General features: G+C 46.1%; 12 protein-coding genes. 8 read left to right on the forward strand and 4 right to left on the reverse strand.

All coding sequences use genetic code 11. From position 1 onward, the window contains the following. Nucleotides 1-332: 332 nt before the first annotated feature. Nucleotides 333-569, reverse strand: a complete 237-nt coding sequence (locus tag V1L52_RS01275) for a type II toxin-antitoxin system MqsA family antitoxin (protein WP_428770488.1) — start codon at nt 567-569, stop codon at nt 333-335. A gap of 3 nt (nt 570-572) precedes the next feature. Continuing rightward, a complete protein-coding gene (locus tag V1L52_RS01280) occupies nt 573-845 on the reverse strand; it encodes a DUF4258 domain-containing protein (protein ID WP_428770489.1) in 273 nt (90 codons plus the stop codon). 99 nt (nt 846-944) lie between these two features. Here V1L52_RS01280 and hisIE point away from each other — a divergent pair, with 99 nt between their 5' ends. The 3 genes from hisIE to V1L52_RS01295 are packed head-to-tail and all read left to right on the forward strand — an operon-like array spanning nt 945 to nt 4,715. Further along, entirely contained in the window at nt 945-2,267 is a 1,323-nt protein-coding gene (gene hisIE / locus V1L52_RS01285) for a bifunctional phosphoribosyl-AMP cyclohydrolase/phosphoribosyl-ATP diphosphatase HisIE (RefSeq protein WP_428770490.1), read from the forward strand. An 8-nt stretch (nt 2,268-2,275) separates the two neighbouring features. Further along, nucleotides 2,276-3,733, forward strand: a complete 1,458-nt coding sequence (hisD, locus tag V1L52_RS01290; protein ID WP_428770491.1) for a histidinol dehydrogenase — start codon at nt 2,276-2,278, stop codon at nt 3,731-3,733. 31 nt (nt 3,734-3,764) lie between these two features. Beyond that, a complete protein-coding gene (locus tag V1L52_RS01295) occupies nt 3,765-4,715 on the forward strand; it encodes a ketopantoate reductase family protein (protein ID WP_428770492.1) in 951 nt (316 codons plus the stop codon). Nucleotides 4,716-4,751: 36 nt separating this feature from the next. Here V1L52_RS01295 and V1L52_RS01300 read toward each other — a convergent pair whose 3' ends face one another. Beyond that, complete coding sequence (locus V1L52_RS01300) at nt 4,752-5,687, reverse strand: 1-acyl-sn-glycerol-3-phosphate acyltransferase (RefSeq protein WP_428770493.1); 936 nt, start codon at nt 5,685-5,687, stop codon at nt 4,752-4,754. A 102-nt stretch (nt 5,688-5,789) separates the two neighbouring features. After that, nucleotides 5,790-7,067: an O-acetylhomoserine aminocarboxypropyltransferase/cysteine synthase family protein gene (locus V1L52_RS01305; RefSeq protein ID WP_428770494.1), complete on the reverse strand. Its 1,278-nt coding sequence runs from the start codon at nt 7,065-7,067 to the stop codon at nt 5,790-5,792. Nucleotides 7,068-7,304: 237 nt separating this feature from the next. On the opposite strand from V1L52_RS01305, the gene V1L52_RS01310 reads away from it, so the two are divergent. The 5 genes from V1L52_RS01310 to V1L52_RS01330 all read left to right on the forward strand — a co-directional run bounded on the left by V1L52_RS01310 (nt 7,305) and on the right by V1L52_RS01330 (nt 13,885). Further along, nucleotides 7,305-8,762, forward strand: coding sequence for an ATP-binding protein (locus V1L52_RS01310; RefSeq protein WP_428770495.1), 1,458 nt, complete (start codon nt 7,305-7,307; stop codon nt 8,760-8,762). Between the two features lie 49 nt (nt 8,763-8,811). After that, nucleotides 8,812-10,464 carry an AMP-binding protein gene (locus V1L52_RS01315; protein WP_428770496.1) on the forward strand — a complete coding sequence of 551 codons (1,653 nt, stop codon included), beginning with the start codon at nt 8,812-8,814 and terminating at the stop codon, nt 10,462-10,464. A 158-nt stretch (nt 10,465-10,622) separates the two neighbouring features. Next, nucleotides 10,623-11,942, forward strand: a complete 1,320-nt coding sequence (locus tag V1L52_RS01320; protein ID WP_428770497.1) for an ABC transporter substrate-binding protein — start codon at nt 10,623-10,625, stop codon at nt 11,940-11,942. A 132-nt stretch (nt 11,943-12,074) separates the two neighbouring features. Next, nucleotides 12,075-12,977: a carbohydrate ABC transporter permease gene (locus tag V1L52_RS01325; protein WP_428770498.1), complete on the forward strand. Its 903-nt coding sequence runs from the start codon at nt 12,075-12,077 to the stop codon at nt 12,975-12,977. A gap of 62 nt (nt 12,978-13,039) precedes the next feature. Further along, complete coding sequence (locus V1L52_RS01330) at nt 13,040-13,885, forward strand: carbohydrate ABC transporter permease (protein ID WP_428771842.1); 846 nt, start codon at nt 13,040-13,042, stop codon at nt 13,883-13,885. Nucleotides 13,886-13,949: the final 64 nt, after the last annotated feature.

Here is a 13,949-nt window from a genome sequence, read left to right on the forward strand (position 1 = left end):
GTGCGAAAAAACGTGAATAATGTTGAAATATCAATAAAAGAAATACCGAAACCGCTAGTTCCGTATGCTGTTACTTTTTTGATTGAGTTTATTTCTTCACTGGAGTTTGAATAAAAGATTTCTTTAAGATTCGTTTGTGCACTCCTTTTCCGCCATGCTTATACAAATGCATAGGCAGGTTGTAAGCTTCCCTGGCTTCAACAAATCGAGTTACTGATTCGTCTTCAAGCTGCGGATCGGTTTTGCTGCATTATATCCTGAAAAGACTTTATCCTCAATCAGACTTTTGTTATAAATTCCACAGGTCTCTTCCCTGTGTCCGTAATTACAGGTTATGCCGGAATCAGCTGCCGATATTCGATAATCGCGACTTCCTGTCCTGAGGAAAAACAGGTTTCCGCCCGGGTATATATCTCTTTTGCCGTTTCTTCATCAAGATAGTATTCACTGCAATCATCGCAAATTTGTGCAGGAACATTACGGAAAATCAGAGTTGAATTTTTGCGGGTAAGTACAACTTGAGTGTATCCTTTTTTAGTTTTTCCGAATTTGCAAATTTGACATTTCATCCCTTACCTCCTGCGAGTAAAATCTTCAGACCATAAATTTGTATCCGGTTCATAAACCGTGATTACATACTCAGTATCTGTAACCATGTCGTATGCAGATACAACATGGATAGGTCTTTTACCAATAAAACCGAGAATCAGTTTACTGGGATACGGCTTGTCATCAGGGTATTCCTGTATAACTGAACCATTCGCTATAACTGCCCGTATATTCTCAGGCGAAAATCCCCGTTCAGTCATACGCTTAAAAGCATGCCCTGAAAATAGATATTTCAACGCAGAACACCATCCTAATTTCAGTTTCCTGGAAAGTATACCATGCTTTTGTGAATTTTTCTACTTGCTTGCGCTTCCTCTTTTCTATATACTTTCGGTATGGTTATTTCTTCAATCGATTTAAAGGGCGGCCGCGTTGTGCAGCTTAAAAACGGGGTCGAACCGGTGCTTGAGCGAAGCGATGCGGATAAGCTTGCAGAAGATTTTGCTTTTTACGGAGAAACGGCGGTTATCGACTTGGACGCCGCTTTGGGCAATGTAGAAACCGAAGGACAGCGTAAGGGGCACAGTCCCAACGGCGAACTTTTGGCATCTGTTTTGCGAAAAGGTAATGTGCGTACCGGAGGCGGTATCCGCACGGTAAAGCGGGCAAAAGAATTGATTTCTTTGGGTGCCGAAAAGGTTATTATCGGGTCGGCCGCTTTTGCCGACAGTTCCGCTTCAAGTGCGGACGGGATTTTGAACACCGCCTTTCTCGATGAATTGGTAAAGGCGATCGGGAAACAGCGCATAATCATAGCGGTCGATGCCCGCGATAATGTCATCACCGTAAACGGGTGGACAAAATCGACGGGGGTTTCTCTGATTGACGGAGCGCGTGCGGCCGAAAAATATGCAAACGAGCTTTTATTTACCTGCGTTCAAAACGAGGGCTGTATGAGCGGCGCCGATATGGAAACGGTGCGAACTTTACGCGGTGCCGTCGATTGCAGGCTGACCGCCGCAGGGGGCGTGCGTTCGGTCGAAGAAATAGCCGCCTTTGAGCACATGAATGTGGACGTACAGCTGGGCATGGCCTTATACACGGGAGCGGTTCACTTAAAGGATGCCTTTATCTCCTGTTTGAATTGGGAAAAAGCCGAAAAATACGGCGCGGGCCTTATTCCCGTAATCGCGCAAAGTCCTTCAGGAGAAGTGCTGATGACCGGCTTTGCAAACCGCGAAGCCTTTGAAAAAACTTTTACGACAAAAAAACTGACCTTTTGGAGCCGGGAACGCGGCGTTTTGTGGACAAAGGGCGAAACATCGGGCAACACCCTTTCCGTCATCAAAATGCGGGCGGACTGCGACCGCGACACGGTGCTTGCCGTAGTCGAGCCCGCAGGCCCCGTCTGCCATACGGGAGGATGGAATTGTTTTTCGTCGGAAGCTATTGCAAAGTCCGATTTTGAACGGCTTGAGCGCATTGTTGCCGAGCGTTTTGCAAATCCCCGCCCCGGCTCTTATACCGCAACGCTGAATGATGAGCGCGTGCGCGAAAAAATACGCGAAGAATCCGGAGAGCTTATCGAAGCCGAAGGAAGGGAAGAAGTGATTTGGGAAGCGGCCGACTTACTCTATTTTGTAAGCGTGCTTCTTCACCGCGAAAAAGTGAGCTGGCAGGACGTGTATAACGAACTCGACCGCCGCCACAAAGCATGACGTTGAATATGAAGATTATATACGCAGCCGACATTCCGTCCTCGTTTTTTGCACCGCGCAGTTTTACGGGCAGTGTCCGCAAAACCGTGCAAGCCGTAATTGACGAGGTACGGAAAAACGGCGACAAGGCCCTTTTCTCTTATGCGCAAAAATTTGACAAAATCGATTTTTCCGCCGCTTCTTCGGATGCGAAAAAGACAGAACAGCCGGTTTCTCCCTTTGAGATTCCGCGTTCGTCTTTAAAAGAATGTGAAAAAGCTCTAAAGAAAAAATCGGGCGGTTTATACGATGCGCTGTGCCGTTCGCGCGATTTTGCCCTTGCCTTTGCGCGCAAACAAAGGGACTGTTTTTACGACTTTGAAACCGAACTTGCACCGGGTTTGATTACGGGGCAAAAAATAATTCCCGTAGAGCACGCAGGTTTATATGTTCCGGCCGGAAGCTTTCCCCTTCTTTCTTCGGTGGTGATGACTTCCTGCCCCGCACGGGCTGCAGGCTGTGCTTCTTTAATACTCTGCACGCCGCCCCGCGTTCATCCGGATGAAAAAGACGCCCCGGCGGTAAAAACGGCTTGGGCAGACGAGGGAATTCTTGCCGCCGCTTCGATTTGCGGTATAGACCGCGTTTTTGCCGTAGGCGGCGCCCAAGCGGTGGCGGCTATGGCGTACGGAACCGAAAGCATTCCGCGCTGCGACGTTATTGCAGGGCCCGGCAATAAATACGTTGCCGAAGCCAAGCGCTTGGTGTCAGGCGATGCGGGTATTGATATGGTTGCGGGGCCTACGGAAGTGTTTATTATTGCCGACGGCAGCGCGCACGCCGATTGGATTGCCGCCGACTTATTGGCGCAAGCCGAACACGATGCGGACGCGCAGGCGGTTTTTGCAACCCCTTCAAAACGCCTTGCCGAACAGGTTTCCGCAGAAGTTGAAAAACGGCTTGCCTCGCTTTCGACACGGGGCACCGCCTGCGAAAGCATAAAGCGGCACGGCCTTATCGTCATTACAAAGTCTTTGGAAGAAGCGGCTTCCATTGCAAACCGCAAAGCTCCCGAACATTTGGAGTTGGCAATGGATGAGGGTACTGCGCGCGATAAACTGGTTCAAAAACTGCACAATTACGGCTCCCTTTTTATAGGTCATGCGGCGGCCGAAGTTCTCGGCGATTATTCTGCAGGTCTTAACCATACTTTGCCTACATCCGGTTCGGCACGCTTTACCGGCGGCCTTTCCGTGCGTCATTTTTTAAAAACCGTAACTACCCTGCGTACTGCGGAAAAATCGGAACGCAAAAACCCCGCGGGTGCAGATACGGCCGAATCCGCAGACGGGAGCGGCGGAGTTGAGCAGGCACTTAACACGGCGGCCGTCTTGGCACATGCCGAAGGTCTTGCCGCCCACGAGCAGGCCGCCCGCATACGCTTGAACGGGTCAAACGGTGATGAGGCTCCGGTTTCACACCCGTAATAAAATCACCTATTAAGGAGAACAAAGACAAATGAAACGCAATCCATATGCAGATAAAAAAGTGTTAGTCTACGGGGCGGGTGTTATAGGCAGTATTTTTGCAGGAAAACTTTTTAAATCGGGGCTGGACACCGTAATTCTTGCGCGGGGAAACCGTTTTCGCGAGATAAAAGAAAACGGCCTTATTTTAAAAAATGTTTTAACCGGAAAAGCGGAAACCTATGCGCTTGCCTGTATCGAAGAATTAAAAGAAAACGACATTTACGACTACATAATCGTAGCCGTTCAAAACAATCACATTGACGCTATTCTGCCTGCATTGGCAAAAAACAAGTCGAAAAATATAGTTTTTGTCGTAAACAATCCGCTGGGCTACGAAAAATACATAACTGCCGTCGGTAAAGAACGGATTATGCTCGGCTTTCCCTGTGCCGGCGGGGAGCGAAAAGAAGGCGTTGTGCATTACTTTATCGGGAAGGGAATTGCGCGTATTATTCAAACAACCACCTTCGGCGAGTTGGACGGCGGCGATTCGGCGCGTTTGGATACTCTTTTGGGCATCTTTTCCAAAGCGGGTTTTGAGCCGGTAAAATCGCGCAACATGGATGCATGGCAAAAAACGCATGTGGCCTTTGTCGTTCCCGCCGCCTGTGCGATGTACCGCTTTAATTCAAACAATTACAAACTTGCCCGTTCTCCTTCGACTATCCGTCTTATGCTGCGCGCAATCCGAGAAGGTTTTAGGGCACTCGAAGCGAAGGGCATTCCCGTAGAGCCTGCAAAACTGCGCTATTATTATGCCCCGCTTTTTTTAATGACGGCTTTTTTTCAGTTGGTGTTTGCGACAAGGATTGCAGAATACGCAATGGCAAAGCACACAATTACGGGCAAGGATGAAATTAAAATTTTAAACGAGCAGTTTTTAAGCTTGTGCGCCGAAAGCCCCTTAACCGAGTGGAAAAAGCTGTGCCGCTTTGAATAGAGGGCGGAAAATCGCCTGCTTAAACTTGTTTACTGCCTAAATATAATAGTCCGATTCTTTTCCCGCCGCCTTTTTGTACAGTTCGAGGTATCGGGGGCGGAATGCGTCGTGGCCTTCTTTAAGCTTTTGCATAATTTTAGCGACGACAAAGTTTTTTTTGTCTTCCATGTCTTCGGGTGCTTCCGCCATAGCTTGTTCGCGGAATTCTTTGCAGTTCAATACGGGGCTTGCGCTCATAATTACCACGTCTTCATAGACGAGGTCGGCAAGCATGTCTTCAGGGGCTTCGGGGTTTATCCTGAGGCAGTTTCCGTTTGTAGACACGAGAATCATCACGTCGAACAAGCGCAGATACGAATCGATTTCGCGCAATCCTTCGCGCGTTTCGGGGTGTCCCGGCCGGTAACGGGTGCCGCTGGGAAATACCAATACCGCGTTTCCTTCTTTTTTACAGCGGTCAAGGGCGCGCATGGACGCCATATTGATTGCGCGGCTTTTTGCGCTTTCTTTTTCGAATTCGGCAGGATCGGTAATGGCCGCCAAGCTGCGGCTCGGATATATGACAATGCGCGTAAATCCTTCCGCCCACGCTTTAACCATGGGGTTGGCTTCGTTCAGCTTCATACCGGCAATTGCCACAATGCGTTTTGAAAGTTCGGGACCGAAGTCCTTTCCGCAGTGCTCCAAAAGGTAGCAAAGGGCCGGCAAATCCATATTGCTGAAATGTTCAACCAATAAAAGCGCGCGCTTTCCCTCGCGCATTGCCTTATAAAAGGCCTCAAAGTGTTCAATGCCCTGCAAGCCGCTTCCTTCAAGCAGATTTTCGCCTATCATGGCATCCATGATTTTGCGGGTTTCTTTATTTGCCTGCTGATATACATTGGTATTATCTATTTTATCGGCAGCCTTAGCCAGCCTTTGTAAATCGCTGAAATAATGTGCATAACGAGTTCTAAGCGGTGTCGGTTCCATTACAATCTCCTAATAATAACAGCTGATAACAGCATAAGCCCTTAGGCGCGTACTGTCAAGTAATTCCGAAGCAAGGAGGAAGGTGATACTTTTGTGCGTTGTCTATACTTTTTTCAGGGCACCTTTTACGTCATCGAGGATATCGTCGATGTGTTCGAGTCCGCAGGAAAAGCGCACCAAACCGCCGTCTATACCGGCCGCTTTAAGCTGTTCGTCGGTAAGCTGGCGGTGGGTTGCCGATGCCGGGTGTAAAACACAGGTACGGATATCGGCTACGTGTACAACATTTGAAGCAAGTTTTAAGCCGTCCATAAAGCGCACGGCACCTTGGCGGCCGCCCTTTACCGTTATGCTGATAACGCCGCTTGCGCCGAGCGGAAGGTATTTTTTTGCGGCTTCATAGTAACGGTCCCCTTCAAGGCCGGGGTAGCGTACCGATTCAATCTTATCCGAAGATTTAAAAAAGCGGGCCGCTTCCAAGGCGTTTTTGCAATAGCGCTCCATGCGCAGGGGGAGTGTTTCCAAGCCCAAATTCAATAAAAAGGCTGCATGGGCCGATGTACAGCAGCCGATATCGCGCATAAGGTGCATTCTTGCTTTGACGATGTAGGCTTTTTTGCCGAAATCCTTTGTATAAACAAGACCGTGATAGCTTGCATCCGGATTTACCAGGTCGGGAAACTTTCCGCTTGCCTTATGAGCGGCTTCCCAGTCGAATTTACCCGAATCGACGATAACCCCTCCTATTTGAAGGGCATGGCCGTCCAAGTATTTTGTTGTGGAATGAACCACGATATCCGCTCCCCATTCGATGGGACGGCATAAAAAGGGTGTGGCAAAGGTATTGTCTATAATCAGGGGAACGTGGTTTTTATGGGCGATGTTCGACAGTTTTTCTATATCGCAGACCGCAAGGGCGGGATTTGCGATGGTTTCGCAAAAAACGGCCTTTGTGTTCGGCTTAAAGGCAGCCTGTATTTTCTCGGCAGGATCGTCGGCGTCTATCCATATACATTCGATACCCATTTTTTTAAGAGTAACGGCAAAGAGGTTTACCGTACCGCCGTAAATTGCGCCTGTGGAGATAATGCTGTCTCCCGCCGAACAGATATTTAAAAGGGCGGTAAGGGATGCCGCCTGTCCGCTTGAAGTAAGCATCGCGCCGACACCCCCTTCGAGGACGGCAAGCTTTTGTTCAACCGCATCGCAGGTAGGATTTGAAAGCCGTGAATACATGTGTTCGCTCGGCATATTAAAGAGGTCCGCAATGTGCTCCGTTGAATCGAAACAATAGGTGGTGCTTTGTACAATCGGTACGACGCGCGGGTCTCCGTTTTTCGGCGTGTATCCTGCATGTAAACATTCGGTTTCTATACGCATATCATTCTCCTTGCCGTCTTTTATCGGTCGGCCCTTTATTCTGAAAAATCGCCTGTTTTTAGGCACCTTGACAGTATATGCTCTTCAAGAAAAAAGTACAAGCCGGAAGCAACTTTGATTTTCCGTATCTTATTTACTTCAATCACTTCAAAGTATATATTGAAGTTGTATTGAACTTGACATTGAAGTAGTATTGAAGTTGATTGAAGTCTTTCAAAGAGGCAAGGAAGGAATGGTATGTTTTTGGAAAAGCTGGTGCCGGGCACCGAAATTGAAACCCTGCATATCGAAAGAAAGGCCGTGCTGAATAGAGAGGATGTCCAAGGCTGGCTTAAAACGATAGCGGGATTTTCAAATGCGGAAGGCGGTGTTTTTTTTATCGGGGTGGAAGACTCATCGAACAAGCTTATCGGGTTCTCGCGGAAGGCTGCCGACAGCGAAAGGAATTTTTTTAACAATCAGGTGAATGAACATATATTTCCTCGTCCGGATATGAAAATCGGTTTTATCCGCTATGAAAACAAGGGAAAGGAACTGTTCGTTATCCGTGTGGACGTTTTCGAGTCACCCGTAAAACCCGTTATTTTGAAGTTTAAAAATGTACCTGCAATTTATATGCGCCGAAACGGATTTACAAACGGTGCCACCTATGAAGAGATTATTCAAATGAGTATACAAAGCCGTAAAATGCAGTTCGATATTACGGACTCCGATACGGATTACGAACGCAAGCATTTTAAAAAACTGTTTTTATTTTATGCCGAGCGAAACAACGGAAAAGAACTTACCGATAAGGCTTTATCATCTATCGGTTTTTTTACAAAAAATAAAAAGCTTAAAAACGGAGCCTTATTATTTTCCGATACATATACCGATGTAAAAACGCAGGTGCAGTGTTCGGTTTTTTCGGGCTTTAATAAAGGAAGCGAACGTATCATAACTATCAATAAATTTAACGGAAATATTATCGATTCGATTTTTTATATAACCGAATTTGTAAGGCAGCGCATGAATCATTCTTTTATAAAACTGCCGGCCGGCCATAAAAACATCGATTCATATCCCGAACGGGCTTTGTTTGAGGGTGCCGTAAACGCCCTTGCTCACCGCGACTATTTTCTTGACGGTACTCAAATACAGGTTGATATGTTTAAAGACCGGCTGGAAATTTCATCGCCCGGAAGTTTTTTCCAGGGAGAAAAATCAGCTAAAACATACGATCTTTCAAATATTATTTCGAAACGTCGCAATGAACTTATCTGTGCAATTCTTGTAAAGTGTAAGCTTATGGAAGCCGCCGGTACGGGGTTTGATAAAATCATTCAGGAATATAAAAATGCGGATGAAAAGCATAAGCCTTTTATTTATTCGGCCTCCGATCATTTTACACTTGTGCTTCCGGATTTAACGTTTGAAGCGGGCATTAAATCGGGAGAGATTCCTGCTGCGATAGAATTCTTCCCGCCGAAATCGATGAGCGAATACGATGAAAAAATATTGTCGTACTGTTTCGGAATTCGCAGAAAAGCGGGAGAGATTGCGGCTTTTTTAAATCTTGCCGATTCAACTTATTTTAGAAAAAATATTTTGGATAATCTTGTGCGGCAAAACTATTTAATTAAAACAAAAACGGGCAACACTCATTTTTATTTGACAAACAAAACCCGTGTAACAAAAATCGATAATACGGTATAGTGGCTGCAACCTTTTGTATGTAAATTTGTCTAAATACTCGGAGATTGCTATGTTTTATGAGGATTATCTTGTCTGCGACGAGGGCGGCGATTGGCAAAAAACGCATGACTCTTTTTCGCTGAATATACCGGAGCGCTTTAATTTTGCCTATGACGTTATAGACCGCTTTGCAAAGGATGCGCCGGATACCGAAGCCCTGGTGTGGTGTAACGAACACGAAGAAAAAATTTTTTCTTTCGGAGAATTGGCAAAAGAAATAAATAAAGCCGCCAATTTTTTTACGGCAATGGGTATAGGCCGCGGCGATACGGTATTGCTGTTTTTACGCCGGCGCTATGAGTTTTGGTTTATTTTGCCCGCCCTGCATAAAATCGGTGCGATTGCGGTTCCGGCGACGGTTCAGCTTGCAGCTCATGATATAGAATACCGCATACAGTCGGCACAAATTAAAATGGTGGTCGCGGTACAGGAAAAAAATCTTCAACAGGAAATTCAAAAGGCCGCCGAAGCGGTATATAAAAAACCGATGCTGGTATGGGTTCACGATGAAATGGACGGCTGGATTTCTTTTGAAAAACTGTCAAAAAACATGAGCGGTGAATTTAAAGCGCCCGAAGGCAAAGACTACCCCTGCGGCGAAGACACGGCTTTAATGTATTTTACGTCGGGAACATCGGGTAATCCGAAAATGGTTGCCCACAATTATCTGTATCCTTTGGGACACATAGCGACGGCGAAGTTTTGGCAAAGGGTAAAAAAAGGCGGCCGGCATTTAAGCGTTGCCGAAACCGGCTGGGCAAAGGCGATGTGGGGAAAAATCTACGGACAGTGGCTGTGCGGCTGTGCGGTTTTTGTCTACGATATGGAAGTTTTTATTCCGCGTAAATTGCTTGAAAAGCTGGAACAATACCGCATTACTTCCTTTTGTGCGCCGCCGACCGTGTACCGCTATCTTATCCGCGAACACATCGAATCTTATGATTTATCGGCTCTCGAAGAATGTACAACCGCCGGCGAAGCGCTGGATATGCATATATTCGAAACATTTAAAGAAAAAACGGGCTTGTCGCTGCGTGAGGGGTACGGTCAAACGGAGTTGACCTTGGTAACGGGAACCTTTCCGGGCATGCCGATAAAGCCCGGTTCCATGGGAACGCCCGCCCCCGGTTATGATATCGATATCGTGCGGCCGGACGGTTCAAGCTGTGATATCGGCGAGGTCGGTGAAATTATTTTACGCTTGGATAAACGCAAGCCCTTCGGCATGTTCGGCGGTTATTATAAAAACCCCGAAAAAACCGCGGAAGTATTCCGCGGCGGCGTTTATCATACCGGCGATGCGGCAAGCCGTGATGAAGACGGCTATTTTTGGTTTAATTCGCGCACGGACGATTTGATAAAAAGTTCGGGCTTCCGTATCAGTCCCTTTGAAGTGGAATCGGTTTTGCTGCAGCATCCTGCCGTTTTTGAATGTGCGGTAACCGGTGTTCCCGACCCCAAGCGCGGTCAAGCGGTAAAAGCCTTTATCGTTTTAAACCGCGGCTATACGGCAAGCACTGCCCTGGAAAAGGAATTGATGTTTTTTGCCAAAAAAAATGCCGCCTTATACAAGGCCCCGCGTTCGTTGGAATTTGTGGATACCCTTCCTAAAACGCACAACGGTAAAATAAGCCGCGCTGCAATACGTGCTCAAAAAGGATAAAAACCGCGCTCGGCAGGATCGAATATAAAACCTTCGGCACCGGTATGTATACTTGCAAGATCGGTATAATACATGTATACTACTACAATATCAAAGGTGAAGCAAATTCGTAAATATGTCCGATTTTGTTTCAAAAGTGAATAACTCAGGAGGAAAATATGAAAAAAATTATCATTGCAGTGATGATGTGTGCAATGCTTGCAGTGCTTGCATTTGCAAACGGCGCGAAGGAAGAGGATAACGGCCCGATTACCCTGGTTATGTGGACCCATGAAGACCCCAACCGTCAAAAGCTGGAAGAAGCATGGGCGGCAGAATATATGGAAAAGAATCCTCATGTAACGATTAAATATTCGGTATATCCTTCAACCAAAATACAGGATTTGATTCCTACCGCTTATGCGGCAAAAAATGCACCGTCCATTTGGAATATGGAACTTCAAAAAGCATTTCCGCTTTTGGCGCAGGGTCTTGTAGCGCCCGTAGATCCCGAAGCGCTCGGTTTAAAAAAAGATTCGGAGATTATTGATCAGTACATGCCGAATATGCTTGCCCCCGTAACCGACAAAGACGGTTCGCTGTTGGGTAAAAAAGGCAAAGTATACGGTCTGCCCTTTGAGCTGCAAAACTGGTGTATGTATTTGAATAAAAAAATCTTCCGCGATGCCGGCCTCGATCCCGACAAGGATTATCCTAAAACATGGGAAGATGTTATGGCGGTATCCGAAAAAATCGTTAAACGCAACGGCGATATTATCACGCGGCGCGGTTTTGATTTCCGCTACGGCGACTATCTTATTTCGTGGGTTCCGATGGTAAATCAGTTGGGCGGTGCGGTTGTATCGGCTGACGGTAAAGAAGCCATTGTAAATACTGGCGCATGGGAAAAAGTTCTTGAATATATGAGGCAGTGGGGCCCGAACGGTAAAAATCTGGGTTCCCCGACTTACACCGCCGCCCGCAAACAGTTCGATCACAACAAAAACGAAATTGCCATGCATTTGTCCGGCTTGTATCAGGAAGCCCGTATGTTAAAGGCAAATCCCGATTTTTATAACAGCAAGGATTGGATGATTATCCCTTATCCCGTTTTTAAAGGCGGAAAAAATCTGGCCAACTGCTATTACTTCCAGTACTACATGGTAAACTCGCAAATTCCCGAGCGCGAACAAAAAGAAGCATGGAAGTTTGTCGCCTTTTTGTTGAGCCATCCGACCGTTTATTTGGACAAGGTTGCTTTGATTGCTCCTAAAAAGGAGCTTGTCGAAAGCGCACAGTTTAAAAAAGTTCCGTACAGCAATGTCTTTATCGAGGACTTAAAGCGCGCCGAACCGGTTTATTACGGAGCTGCAAGCTGGCAAATCAATGAGTTAATAAAAGAAGCTGTCGAAAACGTTATGATGAACAATGTTTCGCCCAAAGATGCCGTTGCCAAATTGAAAAAAAGCGCACAGGCTGTTCTCGACGAACAAATGTAATACTGCACAAAGGGACTGCCGAAGCATATGCTTTTAAGGCGGTCCTTTTTATGCATGTGTCGGAGGGGCTGTTCCGAAAGTATCGGCTTTTTAGACACCCCTCCTTTAATTCCAATACAATAAGGAGGCAGTATGGCACAACGGAAAAGCCTCGAAAAAAAAATTACGGTTTGGGCCTGGCTTTTTGTTACGCCGGCATTGTTGTTTTTTGCCGTTTTTTCTTTTTATCCTATCGCCAATGCTTTTTATTTAAGCTTTTGCAATAAAAATATGATTTCGCTGAAGCCGCCTGTTTTTATCGGATTTGCAAATTATCTGAGAATATTTTCTTCTCCCGACTTTTGGAATTCGGTACGCGCGACGGCGGTATTTACCGTGGGAACCTTTGTTCCGCTTGTGGCCGTCAGTTTGATTCTTGCGGCTTTTTTAACTTTCCGGCCTGCAGGTTCGCGGATTCTACAGCTGATTTATTATTCGCCTGCGGTTTTATCGTCGGTTGTCGCGGCTCTTATCTGGAAACTGATATTCGAACCGCGCGGAATTGCAAATCAATTTGCAAATACGATTATGATGACTTCCGGGGTCGATTTTAAATGGCTGAGTAACGGCGTGATGCTTCAAATTTCCACAATGGTTGTATATTTTTGGAAGTATATCGGCTATTTTACCGTGTTGTTTTTAACCGGCTTGGGAAAAATCCCGAAAGGTATCTATGAAGCCGCTTTGATTGACGGGGCAAGCCGCGGTCAAACCTTTTTCCGTATTACATTGCCTCTTTTAAAACCGACAACCGCCTTGGTTTCGATTATGGCTATGCTGCAATGTCTTAAAACATTTTCAACGCAGTATTTGTTTACACAGGCGGGATCTCCCCTTGCTCCGATTAATGTGATTACATTGAACATTTATAATACGGCAATGCGCAATTATAATGTCGGACGGGCAAGCGTTATGAGCGTTATTTTATTTTTGTTTATGCTTTGCCTGACGATTGTCCAGCTGCGGGTTTCCCGTTCCGAAGATGTTTCGTATTAAGGGGGGACGATATGCAGTTTCTTATGATTTTAAGCATTGTTCTTATTGCCTACATTGTGTTAATGATTGCAATTCCCGAAAAAGGCAAAAATATATTGATGAGCCTTTTTTTAACGGTAAGCGCTGTTTTAATTTTGATGCCTCTTTTGTTTATGATTACGGCATCCTTTATGCCCGCTTCCGATATTACGAGCATTCCGTATCGATGGATACCGAAAAAGATACACTGGTACAATTTTTACCGCGCTCTTGCCGGAAATGACGGAAATTTCGTCTTTATCCGCAATGTTCTTAACTCGCTTATTGTATCGGCTTCAATCACCGTAACAACCTTGCTGTTGTCGTCGATAACGGGCTACGCTTTGGCAAAGTTCCGTTTTAAGGGCAGAAATACGGTTTTTATGTTCATTATGATGACGATGATGATTCCGTTTGAAACGATTATGATTCCGCTTTACATGGTTGTACTCAATCTGAAGCTGCAAAATACCTACGGCGGTTTAATTATCCCGTTTATGATGAATGCGTTCGGCGTTTTTATGATGCGCCAGTATCTCTTGACTTTTCCGGACGACGTGATTGCGGCTGCCCGCATAGACGGATGCAGCGAACCGGCAATATTTTCACGGATTGTGCTGGTCAATTCCGGGCCTGCCCTCGCGACATTGGCAATTTTGACATTCCGGCAGCAGTGGGATAATCTTATGTGGCCCCTTATGGTTGCGCAGGAAAAACGGTTAAAAACGATTCCGACTTATATTGTAAGCTTTGCCGAAGAAAAATTTGCGGATGAAGGCGCTATGATGGCTGTTGCTTTTTTAGCGAGCCTTCCGATGGTTGTGTTGTTTTTAACGCTGTCGAAATACTTCCTCGGCGGAAGCGCCATGTATTCGGCGGGAAAGGAGTAAGATATAAAACGAGGCTGAGGGTGTCTGAAAAATAACCGATTTTTAGCCCCTCATTTTAATCTGA

This window comes from Treponema sp. HNW (assembly GCF_050320395.1).
GTDB lineage: Bacteria > Spirochaetota > Spirochaetia > Treponematales > Treponemataceae > Treponema_C.